Annotated in this window: 26 protein-coding genes and 1 pseudogene; 16 read left to right on the top strand and 11 right to left on the bottom strand. The window is 70.1% G+C overall.

Annotated features, from left to right (window positions below):
• The first annotated feature begins 1 nt into the window (after position 1).
• The 5 genes from ACFQW8_RS03340 (at position 2) to ACFQW8_RS03360 (ending at position 4,326) form a co-directional block, all read left to right on the top strand.
• Complete coding sequence (locus ACFQW8_RS03340; protein ID WP_380085559.1) at positions 2-1,039, top strand: ABC transporter ATP-binding protein; 1,038 nt, start codon at positions 2-4, stop codon at positions 1,037-1,039.
• A 20-nt stretch (positions 1,040-1,059) separates the two neighbouring features.
• The gene (locus tag ACFQW8_RS03345) at positions 1,060-2,211 is read left to right on the top strand and encodes an ABC transporter ATP-binding protein (protein WP_380088578.1); all 1,152 of its coding nucleotides are present in this window, start codon (positions 1,060-1,062) and stop codon (positions 2,209-2,211) included.
• An 88-nt stretch (positions 2,212-2,299) separates the two neighbouring features.
• The gene (locus ACFQW8_RS03350) at positions 2,300-3,157 is read left to right on the top strand and encodes a trypsin-like serine protease (RefSeq protein ID WP_380085560.1); all 858 of its coding nucleotides are present in this window, start codon (positions 2,300-2,302) and stop codon (positions 3,155-3,157) included.
• Between the two features lie 145 nt (positions 3,158-3,302).
• Complete coding sequence (locus ACFQW8_RS03355) at positions 3,303-3,611, top strand: 4a-hydroxytetrahydrobiopterin dehydratase (protein WP_380085561.1); 309 nt, start codon at positions 3,303-3,305, stop codon at positions 3,609-3,611.
• The gene (locus tag ACFQW8_RS03360; protein ID WP_380085562.1) at positions 3,604-4,326 is read left to right on the top strand and encodes a VIT1/CCC1 transporter family protein; all 723 of its coding nucleotides are present in this window, start codon (positions 3,604-3,606) and stop codon (positions 4,324-4,326) included. Before ACFQW8_RS03355 ends, ACFQW8_RS03360 begins: the two co-directional genes overlap by 8 nt.
• A 19-nt stretch (positions 4,327-4,345) precedes the next feature.
• On the opposite strand, the gene malQ is transcribed toward ACFQW8_RS03360, so the two are convergent.
• From malQ to ACFQW8_RS03375, 3 genes are all read right to left on the bottom strand, one after another.
• Positions 4,346-6,478, bottom strand: coding sequence for a 4-alpha-glucanotransferase (malQ, locus tag ACFQW8_RS03365; RefSeq protein WP_380085563.1), 2,133 nt, complete (start codon positions 6,476-6,478; stop codon positions 4,346-4,348).
• A 90-nt stretch (positions 6,479-6,568) separates the two neighbouring features.
• Positions 6,569-8,251 (bottom strand): monocarboxylate uptake permease MctP, encoded by a 1,683-nt coding sequence (gene mctP, locus ACFQW8_RS03370; protein ID WP_380085564.1) that lies wholly within the window; start codon positions 8,249-8,251, stop codon positions 6,569-6,571.
• Positions 8,248-8,631: a DUF3311 domain-containing protein gene (locus ACFQW8_RS03375; RefSeq protein WP_380085565.1), complete on the bottom strand. Its 384-nt coding sequence runs from the start codon at positions 8,629-8,631 to the stop codon at positions 8,248-8,250. Before ACFQW8_RS03375 ends, mctP begins: the two co-directional genes overlap by 4 nt.
• Positions 8,632-8,907: 276 nt before the next feature.
• Here ACFQW8_RS03375 and ACFQW8_RS03380 point away from each other — a divergent pair, with 276 nt between their 5' ends.
• Positions 8,908-10,965, top strand: coding sequence for a TPM domain-containing protein (locus ACFQW8_RS03380; RefSeq protein ID WP_380085566.1), 2,058 nt, complete (start codon positions 8,908-8,910; stop codon positions 10,963-10,965).
• A gap of 107 nt (positions 10,966-11,072) precedes the next feature.
• Positions 11,073-11,792 carry a PspA/IM30 family protein gene (locus ACFQW8_RS03385; protein ID WP_380085567.1) on the top strand — a complete coding sequence of 240 codons (720 nt, stop codon included), beginning with the start codon at positions 11,073-11,075 and terminating at the stop codon, positions 11,790-11,792.
• A gap of 33 nt (positions 11,793-11,825) precedes the next feature.
• On the opposite strand, the gene ACFQW8_RS03390 is transcribed toward ACFQW8_RS03385, so the two are convergent.
• Both ACFQW8_RS03390 and ACFQW8_RS03395 read right to left on the bottom strand, forming a co-directional pair.
• The gene (locus ACFQW8_RS03390; RefSeq protein ID WP_380085568.1) at positions 11,826-12,995 is read right to left on the bottom strand and encodes a PP2C family protein-serine/threonine phosphatase; all 1,170 of its coding nucleotides are present in this window, start codon (positions 12,993-12,995) and stop codon (positions 11,826-11,828) included.
• Positions 12,996-12,997: 2 nt separating this feature from the next.
• Positions 12,998-13,807 (bottom strand): alpha/beta fold hydrolase, encoded by an 810-nt coding sequence (locus ACFQW8_RS03395; protein WP_380085569.1) that lies wholly within the window; start codon positions 13,805-13,807, stop codon positions 12,998-13,000.
• 93 nt (positions 13,808-13,900) lie between these two features.
• Here ACFQW8_RS03395 and ACFQW8_RS03400 point away from each other — a divergent pair, with 93 nt between their 5' ends.
• A complete protein-coding gene (locus ACFQW8_RS03400; RefSeq protein ID WP_380085570.1) occupies positions 13,901-14,245 on the top strand; it encodes a VOC family protein in 345 nt (114 codons plus the stop codon).
• A gap of 9 nt (positions 14,246-14,254) precedes the next feature.
• Here ACFQW8_RS03400 and ACFQW8_RS03405 read toward each other — a convergent pair whose 3' ends face one another.
• Positions 14,255-15,193: an SDR family oxidoreductase gene (locus ACFQW8_RS03405; protein ID WP_380085571.1), complete on the bottom strand. Its 939-nt coding sequence runs from the start codon at positions 15,191-15,193 to the stop codon at positions 14,255-14,257.
• 130 nt (positions 15,194-15,323) lie between these two features.
• Between ACFQW8_RS03405 and ACFQW8_RS03410 the strand changes: the two genes are divergently transcribed.
• Positions 15,324-16,163: a helix-turn-helix transcriptional regulator gene (locus ACFQW8_RS03410; protein WP_380085572.1), complete on the top strand. Its 840-nt coding sequence runs from the start codon at positions 15,324-15,326 to the stop codon at positions 16,161-16,163.
• 13 nt (positions 16,164-16,176) lie between these two features.
• Here the strand turns inward: ACFQW8_RS03410 and ychF are convergent, their stop codons facing one another.
• Both ychF and ACFQW8_RS03420 read right to left on the bottom strand, forming a co-directional pair.
• Complete coding sequence (ychF, locus tag ACFQW8_RS03415; protein ID WP_380085573.1) at positions 16,177-17,268, bottom strand: redox-regulated ATPase YchF; 1,092 nt, start codon at positions 17,266-17,268, stop codon at positions 16,177-16,179.
• A gap of 59 nt (positions 17,269-17,327) precedes the next feature.
• A complete protein-coding gene (locus ACFQW8_RS03420) occupies positions 17,328-17,873 on the bottom strand; it encodes an NUDIX domain-containing protein (protein WP_380085574.1) in 546 nt (181 codons plus the stop codon).
• 65 nt (positions 17,874-17,938) lie between these two features.
• On the opposite strand from ACFQW8_RS03420, the gene ACFQW8_RS03425 reads away from it, so the two are divergent.
• Together ACFQW8_RS03425 and ACFQW8_RS03430 are read left to right on the top strand one after the other, a co-directional pair.
• The gene (locus tag ACFQW8_RS03425; RefSeq protein WP_380085575.1) at positions 17,939-18,865 is read left to right on the top strand and encodes a DUF389 domain-containing protein; all 927 of its coding nucleotides are present in this window, start codon (positions 17,939-17,941) and stop codon (positions 18,863-18,865) included.
• A gap of 41 nt (positions 18,866-18,906) precedes the next feature.
• Positions 18,907-20,103 carry a DNA recombination protein RmuC gene (locus ACFQW8_RS03430; RefSeq protein ID WP_380085576.1) on the top strand — a complete coding sequence of 399 codons (1,197 nt, stop codon included), beginning with the start codon at positions 18,907-18,909 and terminating at the stop codon, positions 20,101-20,103.
• A 65-nt stretch (positions 20,104-20,168) separates the two neighbouring features.
• Here ACFQW8_RS03430 and ACFQW8_RS03435 read toward each other — a convergent pair whose 3' ends face one another.
• A complete protein-coding gene (locus tag ACFQW8_RS03435) occupies positions 20,169-20,585 on the bottom strand; it encodes a VOC family protein (RefSeq protein ID WP_380085577.1) in 417 nt (138 codons plus the stop codon).
• A 138-nt stretch (positions 20,586-20,723) separates the two neighbouring features.
• On the opposite strand from ACFQW8_RS03435, the gene ACFQW8_RS03440 reads away from it, so the two are divergent.
• Complete coding sequence (locus ACFQW8_RS03440; protein ID WP_380085578.1) at positions 20,724-21,500, top strand: TetR/AcrR family transcriptional regulator; 777 nt, start codon at positions 20,724-20,726, stop codon at positions 21,498-21,500.
• Positions 21,501-21,516: 16 nt separating this feature from the next.
• Here ACFQW8_RS03440 and ACFQW8_RS03445 read toward each other — a convergent pair whose 3' ends face one another.
• On the bottom strand, positions 21,517-22,551 hold the full coding sequence (locus tag ACFQW8_RS03445; RefSeq protein ID WP_380085579.1) for a 4-hydroxy-3-methylbut-2-enyl diphosphate reductase: 1,035 nt from the start codon (positions 22,549-22,551) through the stop codon (positions 21,517-21,519).
• Positions 22,552-22,745: 194 nt separating this feature from the next.
• Between ACFQW8_RS03445 and xseA the strand changes: the two genes are divergently transcribed.
• Positions 22,746-23,990, top strand: coding sequence for an exodeoxyribonuclease VII large subunit (gene xseA, locus ACFQW8_RS03450; RefSeq protein WP_380085580.1), 1,245 nt, complete (start codon positions 22,746-22,748; stop codon positions 23,988-23,990).
• 211 nt (positions 23,991-24,201) lie between these two features.
• Positions 24,202-24,453: an exodeoxyribonuclease VII small subunit gene (locus tag ACFQW8_RS03455; protein WP_380085581.1), complete on the top strand. Its 252-nt coding sequence runs from the start codon at positions 24,202-24,204 to the stop codon at positions 24,451-24,453.
• Positions 24,454-24,477: 24 nt separating this feature from the next.
• On the opposite strand, the gene ACFQW8_RS03460 is transcribed toward ACFQW8_RS03455, so the two are convergent.
• Positions 24,478-25,032 carry a DUF4245 domain-containing protein gene (locus tag ACFQW8_RS03460; RefSeq protein ID WP_380085582.1) on the bottom strand — a complete coding sequence of 185 codons (555 nt, stop codon included), beginning with the start codon at positions 25,030-25,032 and terminating at the stop codon, positions 24,478-24,480.
• 117 nt (positions 25,033-25,149) lie between these two features.
• Here ACFQW8_RS03460 and ACFQW8_RS03465 point away from each other — a divergent pair.
• Both ACFQW8_RS03465 and ACFQW8_RS03470 read left to right on the top strand, forming a co-directional pair.
• Positions 25,150-25,287: pseudogene (locus ACFQW8_RS03465) on the top strand (fructose-bisphosphatase class II); the annotation flags it as partial.
• A gap of 79 nt (positions 25,288-25,366) precedes the next feature.
• Positions 25,367-26,302 (top strand): carbohydrate kinase family protein, encoded by a 936-nt coding sequence (locus ACFQW8_RS03470; RefSeq protein ID WP_380085583.1) that lies wholly within the window; start codon positions 25,367-25,369, stop codon positions 26,300-26,302.
• Positions 26,303-26,307 lie beyond the last annotated feature (5 nt).

Below are 26,307 nucleotides of genomic sequence, written 5' to 3' on the forward strand. Positions count from 1 at the left end.
GATGACGAACACCGCGGTATCCCCAACGACACACTCGAGTTCCTCGAGCAGGCACAGCTCGTCCGAACCCCTGCTGTCGGTGCGCGACCTGCGCGTGACCTTCCAGCGACAGGGGCAGGAGCCGTTCGAGGCCGTGCAGGGCGTCAACTTCGACGTCCGTCCCGGCCAGACCGTCGGCCTCGTCGGCGAGTCCGGGTGCGGCAAGTCGGTGACCTCGCTCGCGATCATGGGGCTGCTCCCCGACCGGGGCAACAAGGTCAGCGGCACCGTCATGTACGACGGCACCGACCTGCTGTCCCTGTCGGACCAGCAGATGCGCGACAAGCGGGGCAAGGACATCGCCATGGTGTTCCAGGACCCGCTGTCCTCCCTCAACCCGGTCATCCCCATCGGGATCCAGGTGACCGAGGTCCTCGAACGCCACCGGGGCATGTCCCGCAAGGCAGCGACCCCGGTCGCCCGCGAGCTGCTCGACCGCGTGGGCATCCCCGATCCGACCCGCCGGCTCAAGGACTACCCGCACCAGCTGTCCGGCGGCATGCGCCAGCGCGCGCTCATCGCCATCGCGCTGGCCTGCCAGCCACGCCTGCTCATCGCCGACGAGCCCACGACCGCTCTCGACGTGACGATCCAGGCCCAGATCCTCGCCCTGCTCAAGGAGCTCGTCCAGGACACGGGCACGGCGTTGGTCATGATCACCCACGACCTCGGCGTCGTGGCCGGTCTCTGCGACGAGGTCAACGTCCTCTACGGCGGCCGCATCGTCGAGAGGGGTGAGCGGCACGAGCTCTTCGCTGCGCCGAAGCACCCCTACACCCACGGTCTGCTCGCGTCGATCCCGAGGCTCGACGCCCCTCGCGGCCAGCGCCTCACGCCCATCCCCGGCTCGGTGTCCGACAACCTTCCGTGGACGAGCGCCTGTGCGTTCGCGCCGCGGTGCCCGAACCAGATCGACGTCTGCACGCAGGTCATGCCCGAGCTCGTGGAGCAGCACGGTCGTGCGCTGCGCTGCCACAACCCCGTGGAGGAGGTCCGATGAGCGCCCGACCTGAAGGCGACATGACCACGCAGAGTGAGCGAACGGCATACACCGACAAGGACGACGTCCTCGTGGACGTCCGCGGCATCAAGGTCCACTTCCCGATCAAACGCGGCGTGATCTTCGACAAGACGATCGGCCACGTCTACGCCGTCGACGGCGTCGACCTCGCGATCCGCAACGGAGAGACCTACGGGCTGGTGGGCGAGTCCGGTTGTGGCAAGTCCACGCTCGGCCGCGCCATCCTCAACCTCGAGCCGCCCACCGACGGGTCGGTGACCTTCGACGGCATCGACATCGCCTCGCTCAAGGGTGAGGAGCTGCGGCGCAAGCGCCAGGACATCCAGATGGTCTTCCAGGACCCGCTGTCCAGCCTGGACCCGCGTCAGTCGGTGGAGTCGCTGCTCTTCGAGGGCATGAAGGCGCACGGCATCGCCAACAGCGCCAAGGAGGCGCGGCCGCGACTCGTCGAGCTGCTCAACGCGGTCGGTCTGCCCGAGGCGGCCCTCGCGAAGTACCCGCACGAGTTCTCGGGCGGGCAGCGACAGCGCATCGGCATCGCCCGGGCCCTGTCGGTCAACCCCAAGCTCATCGTCGCCGACGAGCCGGTCTCCGCCCTCGACGTGTCGGTCCAGGCACAGGTCATCAACCTGCTCGAGGACCTGCAGGAGGAGTTCGGGCTCACCTACCTCGTCATCGCCCACGACCTCGCCGTCGTCCGGCACATCAGCGACCGCATCGGCGTCATGTACCTCGGGGCACTCGTCGAGGAGGCTGAGGCGGACGACCTCTACGCCGCGCCGCTCCACCCCTACACCCGGGCGCTCATGTCGGCGGTCCCGGTGCCGGACCCGGTCGTCGAGGACGCCCGCGAGCAGATCCTGCTCACCGGCGACCTTCCCTCGCCGTCGAACCCGCCCACGGGGTGCCGCTTCCACACGCGCTGCCCTTGGCGCCAGGAGACCAAGTGCGACACCGAGCGGCCCGTGCTGCGCGTGCCGGACATCCCCGGCGTCGGCCCGAGCCACCGGGTCGCGTGCCACTGGACCGAGCAGATCGCGTCCGGCGAGATCACTCCCCACGAGGTCGCACCCACCCTGACGGATGCGAGCGACCTCGGCACCGGCGCCGAGTCGCTCATGGGCCCGGCGTCCCTCTCGGAGGCGTTGTGAGCAAAGGCCTCCGGGCGACCAGCCGAGCGGGCATCATCGGCACGGCATGCACCATCCCCACCGCACCACATCCTGACCAGGAGAGCACATGAACATTCGACGTCTGGCCGCAGCCGCTGCCGTCGCCGCCGGCCTTGTCGCCGGTCCTGCACTGGCTGCCCACGCCATCACCGGCGGACAGCCCGACGGTGAGGGCCACCCCAACGTCGGCCTCATCGCGTACTACGACGCGACCGACCGCTACCGCTGCACCGCCACCCTGGTCACCCCGACCGTCCTCGTCACGGCCGCCCACTGCACCGACGGCACGCTGGGCAAGACCCTGGTGACCTTCAGGTCCAAGCTCGCCGACGCCCCGCCGTCCCCGCTCCCGGATGCGGCTGACGCCACCGCGGGCTACAGCGCCGCGGAGCTCAAGGCAGCCGGCTACCTCTCCGGCACCGCGCACACCCACCCGCTGTACTCCGACTTCACCGACCTCAAGAACTGGAACGACGTGGGCGTCATCGTCCTCGACGAGCCGATCACGACGATCGCGCCCGCCAAGGTCGCACCCGAGGGCTTCCTCGACCAGTTCACGCCCAACATCCTCAACCACACGTTGTTCACGTCGGTCGGCTACGGCACCGAGGTGCGCCAGGCCGAGACCGGGCCCCAGAAGCCGACGCCGCAGTCCTACCCCCTGCTGCGTCGGGTCACCGACTCGAAGGGCCAGAAGCTGACGCCACAGATCCTGCAGCTCAACGGCAACGAGAAGGACCCCTTCGGCGGCGGCGGCACCTGCTTCGGCGACTCGGGCGGCCCGACCTTCAAGGGCGGCTACCAGGTCACGGTGACGTCCTACAGCTACACGTCGAACTGCCGCTACCTCGGCGGAATGCAGCGGATCGACGTCCCGGTCGTCCAGAACTGGCTCGCCACGTTCGGCGTCGCGCCCGCCGCCTGACGCACGCGCCAACCCCCGTGGGCCGGTTCCGCAGTCGCGGAGCCGGCCCGCGGCATACCTGCCCTGTCGTATGCCGTCCGCACCCGTTGCGAGGTGAGGCTCACCGTGCTGGACGGGCCCCCTGATTCAGGACACGCTGGTGGCCATGAGCCGACTGCTGACCGACGAAGAGATCGAGCGCCAACTCGCCGACCTGCCCCTCTGGTCGCGCGAGGGTGATGCCATCGTCGCGACGATCGAGGCCCCGGACTTCCCGGCGGCCATCCGGATCGTCGCCGAGGCGGCCGAGGTCGCAGAGGAGATGAACCACCACCCCGACATCGACATCCGGTGGCGCACGACCCGCTGGCTGCTCACCACGCACGACGCCGGTGGGTTGACCCAGCTCGACATCGAGCAGGCCCACCGGGTCCTCGAGATCGCCCGACGCCACGGTGCCGCTGCCGGTGAGTGAGCACACCACCGAGCTCATCGAGCACGACGAACCGCACCACGGAAACATCGGCGAACGCCTCAACTGGCTGCGCGCCGCCGTGCTCGGGGCCAACGACGGCATCGTCTCGACCGCAGGCATCGTCATCGGCGTTGCCGCAGCGACGACGCAGCGCTCGACGATCCTCACCGCCGGACTGGCCGGCCTCGCCGCCGGTGCCATGAGCATGGCTGTGGGTGAGTACGTCTCGGTCAGCACCCAACGCGACACCGAGGAGGCGCTCCTCACCAAGGAGCGACGCGAGCTTCGCGAGGAGCCCGAGGCCGAGCTCCAGGAGCTCGCCGAGATGTATGCCGACAAGGGCCTCTCCGCGGAGCTGGCCCACCAGGTCGCCGTGCAGCTCACGGCACACGACGCCCTGGCCGCCCACGCCGAGACCGAGCTGGGCATCGACCCGGAGGCGCTCACGAGACCGTGGCAGGCGGCATACGCCTCGTTCGTGTCGTTCACCGTCGGTGCCTTGGTGCCGCTGGTCGCCATGCTGCTCGTCGGGGTGAGCGCCCGGGTGCCGGTCACGGTCGTGGCAGTCGTCGCGGCGCTGCTCGGGACCGGCTGGCTGAGCGCCCGGCTCGGCTCCTCCCCCGTCGGGCCGGCGATCCGCCGCAACGTCGTCGGAGGCGTTCTCGCCATGGCCGTGACCTATGCGATCGGATCCCTCGTGGGGACCCAGCTCTGACGACCCGCAGAGCTGGCGGTCAGTCCCCGGCGGTGGCGCGGAAGAGGACCTCCGCGAGCTCGGACTCCATCACGTCCTCGAGAGAGAGTGGTGTGCCGTCGGGGCCGGCCAGCGGCAGGTTCCAGTTGGGGTACTCGTCGTCGGTGCCCGGCTGGTTGATCGCTCGCCGGTCCCCGACGACGTCCGCCAGCGAGATGGCGCGAAGCGCGCTCGGGGTGTGGCCGAGCCAGCGGTGCATGGCCTCGATGACCAACGGCACCCCGGCGCCCGGCTCGAGCCAACCCCGCGCGACGAGGGCGTCACGGACCTTGGCGACCGACTCCTCCTCGTGCGCCCGCTCCTCCTCGACAGGACGCGTCAACAGCCCGAGGCGCTCACGGATGTCCACGTGCTCGAGGGTGAGGAACCCTGCGGTGGGCGGCAGGTCGTGCGTCGTCACCGACGACAGGCAGAGCTCGCGGTAGTCCTCGGGAGGGGTGGGTGCGTCGTCGGTGTTCTCGAACCACAGGATGCTCGTCCCCAGCACGCCTCGCTCCTGCAGGTAGTCACGGGTGATGGCCGGGACCACTCCGAGGTCCTCGCCGATGACCACGGCACCGGCGCGCTGTGCCTCCAGGCAGAGGATCCCGATGAGCGCCTCGTGGTCGTAGGTGACATAGGTGCCTTCGGCAGGCGTGAGGCCTTCGGGGATCCACCACAGGCGGAAGAGGCCGATGACGTGGTCGACGCGGATGCCGCCCGAGTCGCGCAGCACCGTGCGGACCATGTCGCGGAAGGGCGCATAGCCGAGCTCGGCGAGCCGCTCGGGGTGCCAAGGGGGCTGTGACCAGTTCTGGCCCAGCTGGTTGAACTGGTCCGGCGGGGCGCCCACGGTGACTCCACGGGCCAGGGCGCCGGCGAGGCCCCACGAGTCCGCTCCCCGCGAGTGGACACCCACGGCCAGGTCGTGGACCACGCCGAGCGACATCCCGGCGGCCCTGGCCTCGCGCTGGACCTCGCCGAGCTGACGGTCGAGGAGCCACTGCAGCCACATGTGGAAACCCACGAGGTCGGAGTGGCTCGCGGTGAACTCGGCGACGGCAGGGCTCGTGGGGTCGTGGTACTCGGCTGGCCACTGCGACCAGGGAAGCCCATGACGCTCGGCCAGCGCGCACCAGGTGGCGAAGGTCGTGAGACCCTCTCCCTCGCGCTCACGGAACCGGACGAAGTCGCGCGCTCGGCGACCCTCGAGCCCGACAGCGTGCACGAGTCCGAGCGCCTCCCGCTTGGCTGTCCAGGCGGCGTCACGGTCGATCGTCTCCCCGGCGTTGAGGGCCTGGGCCGTGGCAGCGAGCTCACCCACGCGGGTGCGGGCACTGGCATCGAGCCGCACCAGCTCAGGGATGTCCTCGACCCGCAGGTAGATCGGGTTGACGAACCGCCGCGTCGCCGGCAGATAGGGCGAGTCCTCCATCGGCGCCACGGGTTCCGCCGCGTGGAGCGGGTTGACGAGGATGAAGTCGGCCCCCAGGTCCGTCGCCGCCCACGAGGCCAGGTCACCGAGGTCCGCGAGGTCGCCGACGCCCCACGAACCCGCCGAACGCACCTGGTAGACCTGCGTCATCAGGCCCGTGACGCCGCCGTGGCGCAGAACCTCCGGGAGCTCGAGCCGACCGGGTGTGACGACGAGGGTCGAGACCTCGCTGCCCTCCATGACTGCGGGCTGGTCGAGGTGGGCGACGAGGGTGTGCCAGCCGGTCGGCAGGTCACCCGGGAGCTCGAAGGTCGCCTCGCCGATCTCGCGGCCGTCGATGGTCCGCGGGTGGACCCAGCGCTCGACCGCCGGCACCTCGCGGCTGCTGCCGTCCTCGAGCTCGACCGTGAGTGCGATGGCGGCGCCGTGGGGCACGTGCGCATGGATCCACGGGGTCCAGCCCTCACGGCATACGACGGTTGCGGGCAGGGTGCGCCGCCAGGGCCGGTCCTCGACGTCCAGCAACGCCGACGCCACCGCCTCAGGGGTCGAGGCGTCGACGCCGAGGGCACCCAGGACGGTCCTCAGGGGTCCGTCGGCGATGACGGTGTGGGCGCCCTTCCAGTCCACGAACTCGGTCGCCACCCCGTGGGCGCGGGCGAGGTCGAGGAGGGCGTCGGACGGCGCGACGGGAGGCATGGCTCCATCCTGCCCGTCCCCGGCGCGGGCATGCACCAGGGGCGTCGCCGCAACCGCGACGACGCCCCTGGACTCAGCTCCGACCATGGGTCAGGGGTTGGGTGTGCTCTCGTGCGGGCCCACCTGCAGCCGCTCGACCCGAGGGTCGCCGGCATCGGCGAAGTAGTCGCCCCGGATCGTCTCGTCGTGACCGTTGGACACCTTCATCGCGTTGAACACGGCGCTGAGCACGCCCGCGATGATGAGGTTGAGCACGAACGCCGTCATCGCGATGTAGCCCAGCTGGGCGATGCCCGGGATGTTGGCCAGGGACCCACCGAAGTGGCTGCCGGTGACGGGGTTGACGACGTTGTATGCCGACCACGTGCCATAGACCATGCCGATGGCCCAGCCGACGAGCAGGGCCCACCGGTGGAACCAGCGGGTGTAGAGGCCGAACACGATCGCTGGGAAGGTCTGGAGGATCCAGATGCCGCCGAGGAGCTGGAAGTTGATCGCGTTCTGCTTGTCGAGCAGCAGGACGAACACCAGCGCGAACCCCTTGACGACGAGCGACACGAGCTTGGAGACCTTGGCCTCCTCCTTGGCGGTCGCGTGCGGCTTGATCCACTCCTTGTAGATGTTGCGGGTGAAGGTGTTCGCGGCCGCGATGGACATGATCGCTGCAGGCACCAGGGCACCGATGGCGATCGCCGCGAACGCGACCCCCGCGAACCAGCTCGGGAACATGTCCTCGAACAGCTGGGGGATGACGAGCTGCGCGTTCGGCTCACCGTCGAGACCTATCGGCTTGGTCCCAGCGGCGATGGCCACCCAACCGAGGAGGGCCAACAGGCCGAGGACGAAGGAGTATGCCGGCAGGATCGCGGCGTTGCGGCGGATCGTGTTGCGGGTGCTGGACGAGAGGGTCGCGGTGATCGAGTGGGGGTACATGAACAGCGCGAGCGCCGAGCCGAGACCGAGCGTCGCGTAGGCCCACATCTGCTCGCTGCCCGGGATGAACGCACCTGGCACCTTGCCCGTCGCCGGGTTGGGCGTCGTCATCTTCTCCTCGGCCGCGCCGAAGACCGCCTCCCAGCCACCGACCTTGGACGGCAGGTAGATGATCGCCACGATGATGACGAGGTAGATGAGCGTGTCCTTGACGAACGCGATCATGGCCGGCGCGCGCAGGCCGCTGCTGTAGGTGTAGGCCGCGAGCAGGGCGAACGCGATGAAGAGCGGCGCGTCCTTGGCGACCCAGTTGTCGCCGCCACCGACGCCGACGACCTCGAGGACGGCCTGGATGCCGACGAGCTGCAGGGCGATGTAGGGCATCGTCGCGAGGAAGCCCGTGACCGCGACGGCGAGCGAGAGCTCACGGCTGCCGTATCGACCCTTGACGAAGTCGGCCGGCGTGACGTAGCCGTGACGGTGGCTCACCGACCAGAGGCGGGACATGAAGACGAAGATGATCGGGTACAGCACGATCGTGTAGGGCACGGCGAAGAACCCCGACACCGACCCGAGGGCGAACATGGCGGCCGGGACGGCGACGAACGTGTATGCCGTGTAGAGGTCACCTCCGAGGAGGAACCAGGTGACCCATGTGCCGAACGAGCGTCCGCCGAGGCCCCACTCGTCGAGGGACTCCATGCTGTCCGGTCGGCGCCAGCGCGTCGCCAGGAAGCCCATGACGGTGACGACGAGGAACAGCACGACGAGGATCGTGAGGGCGACGTAGTTGACGCCTTCGGGGTTCGCCGCGGGTAGTGCTGTGGTCAGGGTGGTCATCGGTCGCCGTCCTTGGCGTCGAAGGGCTGGCCGTCGTGGAGGTCGGCGTCGGTGGTGTCACCGATCGACGCTCCCCGCTCGTGGCGGCCGTGATGGCCATGGGGCCGGGAGTGACGCTCGGCCTCACTCATGGGGCGGTGCGGGCGAGCCGCGAGGACAAGGCGGTACGCGGCATACGTCATGGCGGAGCACAGGAACACCCAGAGGAACTGGTACCAGATGAAGAACGGGAAGCCCCAGAGCTTCGGCTCGACCCTGGCGTAGGAGCTCACCCACATGAGCGCGACGATGGGGAGCAGCAGCAGGACCCCGGCGGCCGCCAGCAGCTTCTTGTTGGCGGGAGGGACCGTGTCATGGTCCACGACCTCAGGTTCGTCCACGAGAACAACCTCTTTCGTCTGCGTTGCGAGCGCCGTTGCGCGCACCCGCGAACACTAGACCCGGCTCATGGTCCGCGCCACACCGACGCGCGGCCCCTTCTGCGCGCCCCATCCGCACCCGCTGGGTGTCGCCGTGGTCCGTGGTTCTCCTTCCCGCCCGGTGTCGGCAACCTCGGCGAGCGGTAGCCGAGTGAGGATGGGCTGCCGGGGGTACTGTCGCCACGTGTCGTCGGCGCCCTGTCCCTCGACGTGACCGCAAAGGTTCTGGAGGTTCGAGTGCCCACCGGAAGAGGACGGACGTGGAGTCTGCGGGCCGCGCTGGCAGCCGGCCTCCTCGCCGCCTCCGCTCCGGCTGCGCTCCTCGGCGCTCCGGCCACGCACGCCACGGCGGCACCGGGCTCTGTGATCGCCCAGCTCTCGCCTGCCGATGCACCTTTCGACCTCCCGGACCAGCTCACTGACAAGGCCGGGGTGCTGGGCGGTGATCTTGCTGCGCTGCGCGCCGAGCTCGAGCAGCTGCGCGCCGATGAGGGAGTCCAGCTGTTCTTCGTCTACGTCACCAGCTTCGACGGGCGCACCGGGGAGGACTGGACGCAGGCGACGTTCACCGCCTCGGGGATGGGCGGTGACGACGTCCTCGTGGCCGTCGCGACGCAGGAGCGCCGGTACGGCACCTGGACCACCAGTGAGTCGGGCGTCTCGCCGGGTGAGGACAGCCAGGTCCGCGCTCGCTACATCGAGCCGGCCCTTGCGGACAACGACTGGACCGGTGCAGTGCGCGGTGCCGCCGAGGGTTACGGGCGTGCGGCAAGCGGGCGTTCAACCACTTCCACGGGCTCGGATGGCGGTTCGGGCGTTCCGTGGGGTCTGCTCCTTGTGCCGGTCGGCGGGTTGGTGGCGTTCGGGCTCATCCGCCGAGCAGCGCGACGCGGCCAGCCACCCGGTGGTCACGCCGGCACCGGGCCGGAAGGCGCGCCCGACGTCGTGCCGACCGAGGAGCTCCGCCGGCGGGCTGCGGCGGCCCTGGTCGAGGTCGACGATGCCATCCGTTCGTCGACCGACGAGCTCTCGTTCGCCGAGGCACAGTTCGGGGTGCAGGCGACCCGCTCCTTCAAGGTCGCACTGGAGGAGGCTCGGCGCAATGCGGCAGAGGCGTTCCGCTGGCAACGAGAGCTGGATGACGCTGAGGCGATGGGAGGCCTCGATGAGGCACAACGTCGTCACCACCTCGAACGCATCATCTCGCTCGCATCATCGGCCGACCAGAGCCTCGACCAGCAGGAAGCGGAGTTCACGCGCCTCCGGGACCTTCAGGCGAGGGTCCCGGAGTTCCTGGCGGAGCTCCGGGTGCGGGCGGGGGAGGTGCGCCGTCGTCTGCCGGTGGCCGAGCAGGAGCTCGCCGGTCTGGCGACGCAGTATGCCGCAGGAACACTGCGCACCGTGCTGGGGAGCGTCGAACAGGCACGGGAGCTGCTCAGCTCGGTCGACGCCTTCGTCGAGACGGGCATGGGGCACGTGGAGTCGGGTGACCGTGCTGCCGCCGTGGCCGCCGGTCGAGCCGCGGAGGAGGCCGTCGGTCAGGCGGATGGGCTGCTCATGTCGGTCGCACGAGCGCGCACGGAGCTGGCCGAAGCCGCGAGCCGTATTGACGCAGCACTCGTGTCCATCTCGTCCGACGTTGCGGATGCCGAGCGGCTGGGTGCTGACGACCAGCTGGCGCGAACCGCACTGGATGCTGCGCGAACGGCCATCGAGAACGGCGTGGTCGCCCGGGACACGGGAGACCCCTTGGCCGCACTCAGCGCCTTGACCCGGGCGGAGCAGGACCTCGACAACGCCTTGAGCCGCCACCGCGAGGAGGAGGCGCAGAGGGAGCGCGCCACCGAGCTGCTGCAGCGCCGCCTCGACGAGGTCGGCGCCCGCCTGACCAGCATCGACGACTACATCGCCAGCCGCCGCGGAGCCGTTGGCTCGGGTGCACGAACGCGGATCGCGACCGCCAGAAGCCTCTTCCACGAAGCCGCAGCAGCGGCCCAGGCGGACCCGCGGCACGCCGCGCCCCTGCTCGACCAGGCCGAAGCCGAGGGAGAGCAGGCCCTTGCCCTGGCCCAGGAGGACCTCGACTCGTGGGGCGGCCAGGGAGGCGGCACGGTCGTCGTCGGTCCACGTGGCCTCGACCCGACGGCACTCATTCTCGGCGGAATCCTTGGTTCAGGCGGCTTCGGCGGAGGGTTGGGAGGCCGCGGCGGGGGTTGGGGTGGATCGGGTGGGGGCTTCGGTGGGGGCTTCGGCGGCGGCGGCGGCGGCGGTTTTGGAGGAGGTGGTCGCTTCTGAGCAGCCACACCGATTCGAGGCAGCACCCCGCCCCACAGAGCGCGACTCATGGCGCACCTTGCACACGCTTGTAGGCACCCGTACACACACCAACCGGAGGCAGAACCATGACCCAGAAGACGAGCATCCTCGGCCGCATCAGCCAGCTGGCGAAGGCCAACATCAACGCCATGATCGAGCGCGCCGAGGACCCCGAGAAGATGCTGAACCAACTCGTCGCGGACTTCACGAACTCGATCGCCGACGCGGAGGAGGCAGTGGCGCAGACCATCGCGAACACACGAATGGCTGAGGAGGACCTGCGGATCGACCGTGAGGCGGCAGAGGAGTGGGGACGCAAAGCAGCCGCCGCATCGAACAAGGCCGACGAGCTTCGCACGGCCGGCGACTCCGCTGGTGCGGACAAGTTCGACGCCCTCGCCAAGGTCGCGCTGACCCGCCAGATCGGCTACGAGCGCGAGGTGCGAGACGGCGAACCGAGGATCACCCAGCAGAACGCGACCGTCGACGAGCTCAAGAGCGGGCTCACCGTCATGCACACGAAGCTGGAGGACCTGAAGAACCGACGATCGCAGCTGGTCGCACGCTCTCGCGCCGCCCAGGCCCAGGCTCAGGTCCAGCAGTCCATGAGTGCGATCGACGTCATGGACCCGACCAGTGAGCTGTCCCGGTTCGAAGACCGGATCCGCACGCAGGAGGCCATGGTCCAAGGTCGCGCCGAGGCCCAGGCCACGACTCTCGAGGACCAGTTCGCCGAGCTCGACGACTCTGCTGACGACGCAGAGGCCACTGCCCGTCTCGCCGCTCTCAAGAACCAGTCGGGCTGAGCAGACGGACCCTTCGGCGAGGGGTGCTCCCCGTCAGGTGTGTCGCACCGCCACGACCGCGATGTCGTCGCGGGGTTCACCCGACTGGAAGCGCAGCACCTCCTCGAGCAGCGACTCGACGAGGACCGACGGGTCATCCGACTCGCGCGCCGCTGCCCAGGCCAGGAACTGCTCCTCGCCGAAGTACTCACCGTCCAGCCGGGCCTCGGTCACCCCGTCGGTGTAGAGGAGCAGGGTGTCGCCGGGCCGAAGGTCCACCGGCCACTCCGAGAAGGCGACGTCGGGGAGGAGGCCCAGCACCGGGCCGCGGGCATCGACCATCCGGGGTTCGCAGCCGGGCCGCAGCAGCATCGGCGGCGGGTGCCCACCCACGGCCACGGTGCTCATCCAGCCGTCGCCGTCGCGGCGCAGCCGGAGCACCACGAGCGTGCAGAACTTGTCGGTCTCGTGCTGGGCGACGACCCGGTCCACCCCGTCGAGGACCTCCGGCAGGCCCTGCCCGAGCACCGTCAGGGCACGAACCGTGTGCCTCACGATCGACGTGACGACGGCAGCCTCGACGCCCTTGCCGCTGACGTCCCCGAGGGCCACCACCCAGTCCTGTGGTCCGGTCGGGAAGATGTCGTAGAAGTCGCCTCCGACCTCGGTTCCGTCACCAGCGGGCCGGTATGCCGTCGCGATGGCCAATCCGGGTATCTCCGGAGCGGTCGGCGGGATGAAGCTCTGCTGCAGTGTGTGGGTCAGGGCCTCGGCGCGCAGCTCGGCCTCGCGCGCGGCATCGCGGGCCCGCACGAGCTCACGTTCGTAGGAGCGGCGTTCGGTCGCATCGAAGATCGCCATACGGACGAGGTGGGTGGAGTGGTCGGCCGACGGGGCCGTCGAGGCGTTGAGGAGGACGGACAACCTGCTGCCGTCCGCCCGCACCATGTCTGCGGCGATCTCGCGGACGAAGCCCTGCATGCGCAGCATGGGGCCGTAGTGCGTCTCGTGATAGATCCGGCTCCCCGGTGTCAGCAGCTCGGCGAAACGACGACCGAGCAGCCCACTGGGCTCCCGGCCGAGCCAGGTGCACAGGGTCGCGTTCACCTTGACGATGCTGCCGTCGTCGGTCGTCGAGAGGTAGCCGCAGGGGGCCTGCTCGTAGAGCAGCGCAGGGTCGTCGTCGAGCGGGACCATTGGGAAGGCGTGGTCCGGGTCCTCCACGGTCAGGCCGCCTCGCGTCGACGCAGGAAGTCGTCGATGACCGCGATGGTCTCCTCGGGCGCGCTGAGGTTGGGGCAGTGCCCCGTGGCCGCCATGCGGACCAGCGTCCCGTCGGGCACGGCGTTCGCGACATAGGCCCCGACAGAGTCCGGCGCGATGAAGTCCTCGGCGCACTGCAGCACGAGGGTGGGGACGGGGATGCGTCCCAGGTCCTCGCGGTTGTCCGAGAGGAACGTCGCCGTCGCGAACTGACGGGCGATGTCCGGGTCCATCCGACAGAAGCTCGCGGTCAGCTCGGCGCCCAGCTCGGCCCGGTCGGGGTTGCCGACGATGGCCGGCGCCATGGCCGCAGACCAGCCGAGGAAGTTGGAGGCGAGTGACTCGAGCAGCTCGTCGATGTCCTGACGGGAGAAGCCCCCCGCGTAGTCGCCGTCGTCGAGGTAGCGCGGCGAGGGCCCCACCATGACCAGGCTGCTGAACCGCTCCGGTGCCTCGATGACCGCCAGCGCGCCGATCATCGCCGACACCGAGTGCCCGACGAAGACGACGTCGTGCAGGTCCAGCTCCCGCACGATGTCGAGGACGTCCGAGGCGTAGCCGCGCAGGTCGGCATACTTCTGCGGGTCGTAGGCCGCGAGGTGCGAGCCTCCCGCCCCGACGTGGTCGAAGGTGATGACCCGGTGGCGGTCGGCGAACGCCGGTGCGACGTGGCGCCACATGGTCTGGTCGCAGCCGAACCCGTGCGCGAACAGCATCGGCTGCCGGCCCTCCGCCCCTGAGGTCACGACGTTGTGCCGGGCGAGCGGATCCATGTCCCGAACCCTAACCCTCACCTCTCGCGGCCGAGGTTGTTCGGCCACTTCGAGAGGCACCTTCCGAGTCCCGACCGTGATCGACTGGGCGCCATGAAGATCCAGCGCATCGTCCCGGACCTCACCGTCGACGATCTGGCCGAGGCGGTGCGCACCCACACCGAGGTCCTGGGCATGCACGTCGCCATGGACCTCGGCTGGTTCGTGGTGCTCGCCGACGACTCCGGGCACCAGCTCGGACTTCTGACGACGGATGCGAGCGCACCTGTCAACCCGGACGTGTCGGTGTTCGTGGACGACGTGCAGGCGGCGTATGCCGCGGCGCTGGCTCTCGCTGTCGACGTCGTCCATCCGTTGACGGACGAACCCTGGGGCGTGACGCGGTTCTTCTACCGGGACGCCTCCCGTCGCGTCGTCAACGTCGGCACCCACTCCTGAACCGGAGCGTCAGACGAACTCCACCCCGGTCAGGTCGGTCGATGTCGACCAGAGGCGCGACGCGTCCTCCGTGCTGCGCAGCGGGGCCCAGAGCTTCTGCTCACCGGGAGGACCACCGGCCTTGCCGGGCCACTGCGGTCCGTAGAAACCACCGTCCCCCGCGTCGGCTCCGGTCGCGGCGAGCAGGGCGGGCAGCTTCGCGGTCTCGACGGTGCCAGCGACGAGTCCCTGTGCAGAGAGCCAGCGAATCATCCGCACCTGGAGGGTGTCCTGCGTCCGGCCGAGCTCCGGCCGAGCAGCGAGCAGGCTCGTCGGAGCCACGCCGGGGTGCGAGAGGTTGCTGCCCAGCCCCCAGCCCTCGGCGGCGCTGCGGCGGCTGAGCTCCAGGCCGAAGAGGCCGACCGCGATCTTGGACTGGCGGTACGCGCGCATGCCGTCGTACTCGCGCTCCCACTGCAGGTCGTCCCAGTTGAACTTCCCGCTTCGTGCGGCGATGCTCACCTGCGACGTGACGCGCGCACGTCCCGCCTTGAGCAGGGGGAGCAGCCCGCCGGTGAGGGCGAAGTGGCCGAGGTGGTTCGTGCCCAGCTGCAGCTCGAACCCGTCCGAGGTGGTCTGTCGCTCGGGTGGCGTCATCACTCCTGCGTTGTTGATGAGCAGGTGGACGGGCGAACCCTCTGCGCGCAGCTGCTCCGTCGCCGTCGCGATGGACTCGAGCGAGGACAGGTCCATGTCGACGAGGCTCACGACAGCGCCGGGATGCCGCTTCCTGATCGTGGCGATCGCCGCCTCCCCCTTGCGCCGGTTGCGGACCGGCAGCACGAGCTCGGCACCGGAGGCCGCGAGCTCCCTCGCGATGCCGAGGCCGATCCCATCGCTCGCTCCCGTGACGACCGCCCGCCTCCCGGTGAGGTCGGGGATGGAGAGGTCGTACTTCGTGCCTGCCATGCGTTGCTCCTGGACTGGTCGGTGAGGTGCCCTGGATCGGTGCACCTGACCACCATCCGCGGTGGCGAAGGAGTTAGCCACGGCCTGACGATCCGTGGCTGCGCGGGCCACCCCGGGAGAGGATGTCCGCATGATCGATCGCGCCGGGCTGGCCGGCTTCCTCCGAGTCCGCCGGGAGTCGCTCCAGCCGGAGGACGTGGGTATGCCGCGTGGTGCCCGACGTCGGACCAGTGGCCTGCGCCGTGAGGAGGTCGCCGTCCTGTGCCACATGTCGACCGACTACTACTCACGCCTGGAGCGCGAACGGGGTCCGCAGCCCTCCGAGCAGATGATCGCGTCGATCGCGCAGGGTCTGCACCTGTCGTTGGACGAGCGCGACCACCTCTTCCTCCTCGCTGGCCACCAGCCCCCGGCACGGCGCCCCGGCGGCGACCACATCGGTCCCGGGATGCTGCGCATCTTCGACCGGCTGGGCGACACACCGGCAGAGATCGTCACCGAGCTGGGTGAGACGCTGCGCCAGACCCCGCTCGGCGTTGCCCTCGTCGGTGACCTGGGCCGGCACTCCGGCCCGTCGCGCAGCATCGGCTACCGGTGGTTCACCGACCCCTCCGCCCGCGAGCTGCACCCCGCCGAGGACCACGAGTTCTACTCCCGCATGTATGCCTCCGGCCTGCGTGGAGTCATGGCGCTGCGCGGACCGGGCTCCAGGGCCGCCCAGCTCGCGGACCTGCTCGCCCCTCAGAGTGAGGAGTTCAGGCGCCTCTGGCAGGAGCACGAGGTCGGCATCAGACCGAGAGAGGTCAAGCGCTACCAGCACCCGGCAGTCGGGCTCCTCGAGCTGAGCTGTCAGATCCTGCTCGACCCCGAGCAGGCGCACATGCTGCTCGTCTACACCGCCGCGCCCGGCAGCGAGAGCTACGAACGCCTGCAGCTGCTCTCGGTGGTCGGGAGCGCACCCGCCACCTGACCGGCGCGGGGCCTCAGACGTTGAAGCGGAACTCGACCACGTCGCCGTCGGACATGACGTACTCCTTGCCCTCCATGCGGACCTTGCCGGCGGCCTTGGCCGAGGCCATCGACCCAGCGGCGTCGAGGTCGTCGAAGGACACGATCTCGGCCTTGATGAACCCGCGCTGGAAGTCGGTGTGGATGACACCGGCAGCCTGGGGCGCGGTCCAGCCCTGCCCGATCGTCCACGCCCGCGACTCCTTGGGCCCGGCGGTCAGGTAGGTCTGCAGCCCGAGGGTGTGGAAGCCCGTGCGCGCGAGCTGGCTGATGCCGGACTCGGTCGCACCGAACGACTCGAGCAGCTCCATCGCCTCGGCCGCGTCCATCTCCATGAGGTCCATCTCGAGCTTGGCGTTGAGGAAGACGGAGTCGGCCGGGGTTACGAGAGCGCGCAGCGAAGCCTGCAGCTCGGCGTCCGCGAGCTGGTCCTCGTCGAGGTTGAAGACATAGATGAAGGGCTTGGTCGTGAGCAGGCCCAGGGAGGTGGTGGCAGCCCAGTCGAGACCGACCTTGGTGTCGTCCTTGACGGCATACAGGGTCGTGCCCTCCTCGAGCACCTTCTGCGCGACGAGGGCGTTGTCGAGGAGCGGCTTGGACTCCTTCTTGATCCGCGACTCCTTCTCGAGGCGCGGCACGGCCTTCTCGAGGGTCTGGAGGTCGGCGAGGATCAGCTCGGTGTGGATCGTCTCGATGTCGGACTCGGGCGAGACCTTGCCGTCGACATGGACGACGTCACCGTCCTCGAACGCGCGCACGACCTGGCAGATCGCGTCCGCCTCGCGGATGTTGGCGAGGAACTTGTTGCCGAGCCCCTCCCCCTCCGAGGCGCCACGGACGATGCCGGCGATGTCGACGAAGGACACCGTGGCCGGCAGGATCTTCTCGGACCCGTGGATCTCGGCGAGCCTGGCCAGCCGGTCGTCCGGCAGCGGCACGACGCCGACGTTGGGCTCGATGGTCGCGAACGGGTAGTTCGCGGCGAGGACGTTGTTCTTGGTCAGGGCGTTGAACATCGTCGACTTGCCGACGTTGGGGAGCCCGACGATTCCGATGGTGAGTGCCACGGGGACAGGAGTCTACTGGCGCAGGGCGCGTGCCTTCACCACACGGCTCCTTGCGCTGGTCACTGCAGGCTCGCGGGGACTTCGCTGTTCTCGAGATACATCGGGTATGCCGGCCGTCCACCTTCGAGGACCTGCTCCACCATCCGTGCGGTGTAGGGCGCGACGTGGTCGACGAGCGCCTCGGGAGCCACCCAGTGCACCCCCTTGATCTCACGCGGCAGGAGGGTCAGGTCGTCGGTGAACGAGCGCGGGACCACGCCCACTCCGAAGAGGAACAGGACCGCGTCGTCCCACCCGCGCCACGGCGGCAGCCAGTTGACGGCAAGGAGGGACTCGATGCCGAGCGCGACCCCGAGCTCCTCGGTGATCTCACGGACGACACACGCGGCCGGCGACTCCCTGGGGTCGACGACGCCCCCGGGCAGGTCCCACTCGGACTTGTAGGTCAGCTCGCACAGCAGGATCTCGCCGTCCTCGTTGCGCAGCAGGCCCTGGGCGATGTTGCGCTTGCGTGGGAGCTTGGCGTTGAGGAAGTGCACATGGGACCCCCGACCGGAGTCAGCTGCACCCTTGGAGGATGGGTCGGGTCGCCCGCGGTCTGCCATGCATCGAGGCTAACTTGCGGGTCCGCCACCGCGCGGAGGCGACCGTGCGGCATAGCCTGCACGTCATGCTCGTCCACCTGAGGATGACGGTTCCAACGGACCTCTCCCCCACGATCGAGGACCTCCTCGTCACCGACGACCGCGTCACCAACGTCGTCGTCATGCGCGGCGTGTCGGTGCAACCCGTGGGCGATGCGATCGAGGCCGACGTGGCACGCGAAGCGGCCAGCGACGTCATCGACGCGATCTGCGCGACGGGACTGCCCGCGCGTGGTGGTCTGGCCTTCAGCGATGTGGACGGTTCCCGATTCGACGCGGCCTCTGCGGTCGGTCGCGCAGCACCGGGCGACCCGGACGATGCCGTGCTCTGGGGCGCGGTGCTCGACCGGGCGCGCACGAGCGCGCGGCCCAGCGCGACCTACCTGGCGTTCCTCGTCCTCGCGACGATCCTTGCCGCCATCGCGGTCATCACCGACTCGGCCGTCCTCGTCGTGGGGGCGATGGTCGTCGGCCCGGAGTTCGCGTCCATCGCGGGGGCGTGCGTGGCCATGGCGTTCGGTCGGTGGGGTCAGGCGGCGCGAGGGCTGTCACGACTCGTGGCCGCATTCCTCGTCGCCATCGTCGCGGTCATGCTGCTGGCCCTGGTCGCCCGGGCGACCGGGTTGATCACGTCGGAGATGGTGACGCGTCCGTGGCCACTGACCGGCTTCATCTGGCACCCGGACCGGTGGTCGTTCATCGTGGCGCTCGTCGCAGGCGCTGCTGGAGTCCTGGCGATGACGACCGCGAAGTCAGCAGCCATGGTCGGGGTCTTCATCTCCGTCACCACGGTCCCGGCGGCAGGGAACCTGGCACTCGCGCTGGCCCTCTGGTCGCCTGACGAGATCAGGGGTTCGGTGAGCCAGCTCGTCGTCAACATCGCCGGGATGCTCGTCGCCGGCGTCGTGACCGTCTGGCTCCAACGCGCCTTCCGCCCCGTCGCTCGCTCCTGAGGTCCCGCGCCCTGTCGGTGCCGACTGGCACGGTGGCACCCATGAACCCGTGGATCACGTTGGTGGGGGGCATCGTCATCGGTGCGCTCACGGCATACCTGCTTCTCCGGCAGACGTACTCCGTCCGCGCAGCGTCCGTGGCCACGGAGCGTGACCTGCTCCGCGAGCGGGTGCTCGACCTCGAGGCCTCGCTGGCCGAGGACCTCGAGACGGCATCGCTGCTCGCGCCGCTGCGTGATGCCCTGGGCCGGGTGGAGCGACAGGTGGGTGTGCTCGAGCGTGACCGCGTGGAGCAGTTCGGAGCGATCCGGGCGGTCATGGGCCGGGTCGAGTCCGAGGCCCAGCAGCTGGGGCGCCAGACCCAGTCGCTCGCGGGGTCACTGCGGTCCTCGTCGGTGCGGGGCTCCTGGGGCGAGGTGCAGCTGCGGCGGGTGCTCGAGGCCTCCGGCATGCTGGCGCGCTGCGACTTCGAGGAGCAGGTCCGCGCGCGCAGCCGGCACGACCGCGAGGTGCGCCCCGACGTGGTCGTGCGACTGCCCGGCGAGCGCTCCCTCGTCATCGATGCCAAGGCCCCGATGGCCGCCTTCCTCGACGCGCAGACCGAGGAGCTCCCCGAGGACGAGCGGGCTGAGCTGCTCCGGGAGCACGCGCGGGCGTTGCGGCAGCACGTCCACGCCCTCGCGGCCAAGGACTACTGGTCGGCCTTCGACACGACACCTGAGATGGTCGTCTGCTTCGTGCCCAGTGACGCGATGCTGGGGGCGGCCCTCGCGGCCGACCCGGGGTTGCACGAGCGGGCGATGGCCTCGCGTGTCGTCCTCGTCGGGCCGGGCACCCTGCTCGCCCTGTTGCGCACGGTCGCGTTCGGCTGGCAGCAGGACTCGCTGAGCTCGAGTGCTCGCGAGCTGCTGGCCCTCGGGCAGGAGCTCTACCGGCGGCTCGCGACGCTCGGGACCCACACGGCCAAGATGGGGCGCTCCCTGCACGCCACCGTCGAGAGCTACAACCAGTTCGTCGGCGCCCTCGAGTCCCGGGTCTTCGTCACGGCCCGGCGGATGCAGGAGCTCGACGTCGTCACCGACGAGCTTCCCGAGCTGGCACCGCTCGAGACCGGGCCTCGCGTCCTCACCGCCATCGAGCTCCTCGAGGCCGTCGGTGCGCAGGACGAGCGTCCGGACCTGCTGCTCGACCTGCCCGTGCCTGAGGACGACGGTCGGTCGGGCTCGCGAGCCGGGTAGGTCCTCGCGAGCCTGGTTGATCCGGCTCGCGAGGAGAGATGTGGCTCGCGAGCCGGATCAACGGGTCAGGCCGTCGCGTCGACGGGGGCGTACTGCGGGTCGGTCGGTTCGACCCACTGCACGAGCTGATAGATCACCCCGTTCGGGTCGGCCATCTGGAAGTAGCGCTCGCCCCACGGCTCGGTCTCGATCGGGGTGACGATCGAGACGCCCTCGGCCTGCAGACGGCCGTACTGCGCGTCGATGTCGTCCACCGTGAGGGCGAGGAGCAGACCGTTCGCCGGCCCTGCTGCCGACGCCGGCTTGAACGTCGACAGACCTACGCGGAGGTAGACGATGCTCGTCCCTGTCTGCTCGTGCTGGAGCGCGACGAACCCGTCGGCGGCCATCGCCTCCGTGAACCCGAGGTGCTGCTTCGTCCACGAGGCCGAGGCCTCGACGTCGACGACGTTGAGTGACACGGTGAAGCTGCTGAACTCCACGGGGGCTCCTGTCGATGGGTGGGCGGGGCGTGCGGTGGTGCTCTGAGTCATTGGTCTCCTCGACTTTGCGGTACGGATCCTTACACTATACGGCGTACGGTGTACTGCGTACAACACGATCGTGGCAGAATTCTTCCCATGGCCACCAGACCTCCCACCGCCACGGGCGCTGGCGAGCCCAGCCGCACGCTCGCCCTGCTCTGGGGCGACCCGTCAGCCGCCCCCCGCCGCAGGGGGCCGGGTCGGTCGGTGACCGTCGAGCAGGTCGTCGATGCGGCACTTCGACTGGCAGATGAGCAGGGGCTGGCGGCGGTCACGATGCGTGCCGTGGCCGAGGCCGTCGGGGTGTCAGCGATGTCGGTCTACACCTACGTCCCCGGCAAGGCCGAGCTGCTCGACCTCATGGTCGACACGCTCTACCTCCGGATGCCCCGGCCGGCCTGGCGCCGATCCGGCTGGCGGACGCGCCTCACCAGGGTCGCGCAGGCCAACCGAGAGCTGCTCGTCCAGCACCCCTGGCTGACCGAGGTCGCGGCCCTCAGCCGCCCACCGCTGGGGCCGGGCGTGATGGACAAGTACGAGCACGAGCTTGCGGCGTTCGACGACACGGGCCTGTCCGATGTCGACACCGACGCCGCGCTGACCTACCTGCTCGGCTTCGTGCAGGCACACGTGAGGTCGGCGCACGACGCGGCCCGCGCGACCACCGACACCGCGATGAGCGATGCCCAGTGGTGGACCGCCAACGAGCCCGTCCTCGCCAGGGCCTTCGACGCCGAGGCCTACCCGCGGGCCGCGCGCATCGGGTCAGCAGCCGGCGAGGCGCAGGGCAGCGCGTGGAGCGCCGAGTCGGCGTGGGGCTTCGGACTCGCTCGCACCCTGGACGGCCTGGCCGCCCTCATCGACCGCGCCTGAGGCGCGGCCGCCCCCGTCAGCGGAGTGAGCCGTCCGCGGTGAACCCGGCGTCGTGCACCATCTTGTCGGACAGCCCCGCGGCCTTGAGGTCGCGGCGGATCTCGTTGGGCAGCGAGAACATCAGCGACTCCTGCGCTGCGACGACCGGCCGCACGTCCTCGAAGCCCCGCTCAGCCAAGTAGTCGAGCACCCCACGGACGAGCAGCTCCGGCACGGAGGCACCGGAGGTGACACCCACCGTCGCGACCCCGTCGAGCCACGACGCGTCGATCTCGTCGGCATAGTCGACGAGGTGACCGGCCTTGGACCCGTGCTCGAGTGCCACCTCGACGAGGCGCACCGAGTTCGAGGAGTTGCGGGAGCCGACGACGATCATCAGGTCGCAGTCCGGCGCCATGTGCTTGACGGCGAGCTGGCGGTTCTGGGTGGCGTAGCAGATGTCGTCACTGGGCGGGTCCTGCAGCAGCGGGAACTTCTCGCGGAGGCGACGCACCGTCTCCATGGTCTCGTCGACCGACAGCGTGGTCTGCGACAGCCACACGACCTTGTCGGGGTCGCGCACCTCGACGTTGTCGACGTCCTCGGGTCCGTCGACGAGGGTGATGTGCTCGGGTGCCTCACCGGCGGTGCCGACGACCTCCTCGTGGCCCTCGTGGCCGATGAGGAGGATGTCGAAGTCGTCGCTGGCGAAGCGGACGGCCTCACGGTGCACCTTGGTGACGAGGGGACAGGTCGCGTCGATCGTCTTGAGGCCGAGCGCCTTGGCCTCCTCGTGGACGACCGGGGCGACGCCGTGGGCCGAGAAGATCACCGTCGCGCCCTCGGGCACCTCGTCGGTCTCCTCGACGAAGATCGCGCCGCGCTTCTCGAGCGTCGTCACGACGTGCTTGTTGTGGACGATCTCCTTGCGCACATAGACCGGTGCCCCATAGAGGTCGAGCGCCTTCTCGACCGTGACGACGGCCCGGTCGACTCCGGCGCAGTAGCCGCGAGGCGCCGCGAGGAGCACGCGCTTGGTGGCTTGGTCATGGGGAAGATATGCGGCGGTCACGTCTTCAATGGTAGGTCGCCGTTCGTGGCGTCCCCAATCGCCCGAGCCCGCGTATGCCGGGTGCGCACCACACGGCGTACGCGACCCTGCGTCGTGGTCGCCCACCACGGCCAGCCGCTCGCGCCGGCGGGCGACGCTGCGGTCCTGACGGCGACGCCGGCAGCGCTGACGGACCCACCTCCTACAGTGGCTCCGTGACCAGCCCCGATGCGCGCCCGGCTCTCCCCGAGCGGGCCGGCGACACCACCGCCGAGCAGCCGTGGCCGGTCCGCCTGCTCTCGATGAAGATCGCCGAGTACGTCGACAAGATGTCGGTCCTCTGGGTCGAGGGCCAGGTGGTCCAGCTCAACCGTCGCCCCGGTGCGCGCACGGCCTATGTGACGTTGCGCGATCCCGACGTCGACATGTCCCTGTCGGTGGCGATCCAGGTCAATGCCCTCGACGCGATGGGCACACCGCTGGTCGAGGGTGCGCGGGTCGTCGTCCAGGCCAAGCCGACGTTCTGGACCCAGCGCGGCAGCCTCATGCTCGACGGTCGGCAGATCCGTCCCGTCGGCGTGGGCGAGCTGCTCGCCCGCATCGAGTACCTCAAGCGCAACCTCGCGAGCGAGGGTCTCTTCGACTCCGACCGCAAGCGAGCACTGCCCTTCCTCCCGCGCCGCATCGGCCTCATCTGTGGCCGGGCCAGCGCCGCCGAGAAGGACGTCGTCGAGAACTCCAGGCGCCGCTGGCCGACGGCGCAGTTCGAGATCCGCCAGGTGGCCGTCCAGGGCGGCAACGCCGTCACCGAGGTGACGGGGGCACTCCGCGAGCTGGACGGCATACCGGACGTCGACGTCATCGTCATCGCGCGCGGTGGGGGCGGGGTCGAGGACCTGCTGCCGTTCAGCAACGAGGCGCTTCTGCGCGCTGTGGCGGCCACGCGCACACCGGTCGTGAGCGCCATCGGCCACGACGTCGACTCACCCCTGCTCGACCTCGTCGCCGACCACCGCGCCTCCACGCCGACCGACGCGGCCAAGGCGATCGTCCCCGACGCCGACCGCGAGCACCAGGTCGTCGAGGCGGCACGCACGCGGGGTCGGCGAGCCCTCGAGGGGCGACTGCACCACGAGCGGCGGCGACTCGTCGAGCTGCGGTCGCGCCCGGTGCTCGCCGATCCGGGAGCCTTCGTGCGCGTGCAGCGGGAGGTGGTGACAGCGCTTCGGTCCCGGGCACGGCACCGCGTCGAGGCCCAGCTGCACCGTCACCACGACGGTGTCCGACACCTCCGGGCCCAGGTGCGCACGCTCTCACCGCAGTCGACGCTCGACCGGGGATACGCGATCGTCCAGCAGGTCGACGGAGCCGTCGTGCACGACCCCGCCGAGCTGAGCGTCCGGGAGCTGCTCCACGTGACGGTGGCTCGCGGAGACTTCGGCGTCCGCACCGAGGGTTGAGCCGACCGGGACTTGAAGCCTCACCACGGCGAGCGTGTCCCGCAGCGCGGCGCCACTGCAAGCCCGAAGCGGTTCGTGAACCATCAGGTCCTTCGTGAACCGGACCGATCCGGTCCACCAGTGAGCGCCCGGTTCGCGAACCGCGTCGTGCAGGCGCCGACCACACTGCTCCACGGGGGCCTTGTCCTCGTCCGCGGCTATGGTGCTGCGCATGGCCAACAGCACCCCGCAGCCCGAGAGCGTCGACGAGGCGAGCGTTGTCGCGACCCCCGATGGCGCCAACGCCGATGTGGCGGAGATGAGCTACGAGGCCGCGCGTGACGAGCTCGTCGACATCGTCGCGCGACTCGAGAACGGGCAGGTCGGTCTCGAGGACAGCATGGGACTGTGGCAGCGCGGCGAGGCCCTGGCCGCGCACTGCGCGAAGTGGCTCGACGAGGCCGAGGCCAAGCTCAGCGAGTAGCCGCCGTCGCGGGTCGAGCAGCCGTCACTCGGTGACGGGGCCGAGGTGCTCGGCGACGAAGGTGAGCTCCTCGAACGTGCCGGTGCCCGTGAGCAGCGTCGTCAGCTCGCCGGCCCCCTTGCGCCGGTCGAGGAGGCTGTTCTGGACCTTGCCGCCGCGTTCGAACTTGATCCACGTGATGTCCGCCGCCTGGAGCTCGCCGACGCGACGCGCCCGGTTGGTCTGGGCATCGACCCACCCCTGGGTGGCGTCCCGGGTCTGCTCCACGGCCACGTAGTTGCCCGAGGGCGCCTGGTACCCCGCGTGCCAGGTCATGAGACCGTCGGTCGCCTTGACGTAGCGCGCGCTCGTCGTCTTCCAGTCCGCGGGCAGGTCGACGGCTTCGGAGATCGGCCACCCGCTCTCCTTCGCGACGGACAGGGCCGTGCCGTGCACGTCCACGACCGGTCCACCCAGCGTGTTGACGCGAGGGGTCATGAACCAGATGAGGGCCATGAGGGCGCCGATGACGAGGAGCGACCGCAGCATGTTGGGGGCGGAACCCATCGAGTAGCGGCTCTTGGTCGGCGTCGTGCTCACACCTCCATCGTCGCCGATAACCCCGGGGATCGACGTATCGGGTCGGCGATAGAGTCGGGCGCGCAGGATCCCAGCCCGATTCAGCCACCGCGCCACGTCAAGGAAGACAGGTCTCCCATGCCCGACGCCCCGTCCGCGAACGTCCCCGACCGCAACCTCGCGCTCGAGCTCGTCCGCGTCACCGAGGCCGCCGCCATGGCCGGTGGCCGCTGGGTCGGCAGGGGCGACAAGAACCGCGCCGACGGCGCAGCGGTCAAGTCGGGCACCGTCCGGGTCGTCGAGAGCCACCACGTCGTCGGCCGCACCGCGGGCCTCCCGCAGGGAGATGCCTGACATGGCTGACAACCTCACCACGGAGCAGCGCGTCCTCGTCGTCGGCGAGACCCTCGTCGACATCGTCCACACCCCTGACGGTGCGGTCGCCGAGCACGTCGGCGGCTCCCCCGCCAACGTCGCCATGGGCATCGCTCGGCTCGGTCACGACACCGTCCTCGCCACGACCCTCGGCGATGACGACCACGGCACGCGCTGCACCGAGCAGATCACCTCGCACGGCGTGACCATCGAGAACCTCGACGCCGGCCAGCATCCGACGTCGACGGCGCTCGCGACGATCGACGACTCCGGCGCGGCTGAGTATGACTTCGACCTGCACTGGGACCTGCGCCCCGTCACCGGTCTCGACAGGGTCGCTCACGTCCACACCGGCTCCATCGCGGCGACGCTCACACCCGGCGAGGCCGTGGTCACCCAGACCCTCGCCGCAGCCCGTGAGCACGCGACGATCTCCTACGACCCCAACGTCCGCCCCTCGATCATGGGCACCGTCGACGAGGTGCGAGACCGTGTCGAGGAGCTCATCGCTCTCAGCGACGTGGTCAAGGCCAGCGAGGACGACGTCGCGTGGCTGTATGCCGGGGAGTCCCTCCCGGACGTCATGGCCGCATGGGGTCGGCTGGGACCGGGACTCGTCGTCATCACCCGCGGTGGCGACGGCGTCGCCTACCGCGTCTCAGCCACCGGCGAGCTCGCGCAGGCTCCCGCCCGAGTCGACACGGTCGCAGACACGGTGGGCGCCGGCGACTCCTTCATGGCAGGGCTGGTGTCCGGGATGCTCGACGCCGGGCTGCTCGGCGACGCCGACGCTCGGCAGCGGCTCCGCGAAGCCACGCTCGACGCCGTGGCCGGCTCGGTCAGCCGGGCGCTGGCGACGAGCGCGATCACGGTCGGGCGGGCCGGCGCCTATGCACCGACGCGAGGGGAGATCTGACGACG

The organism is Knoellia altitudinis, from assembly GCF_042666355.1.
In the GTDB taxonomy this organism is placed as follows: Bacteria; Actinomycetota; Actinomycetes; order Actinomycetales; family Dermatophilaceae; genus Knoellia; species Knoellia altitudinis.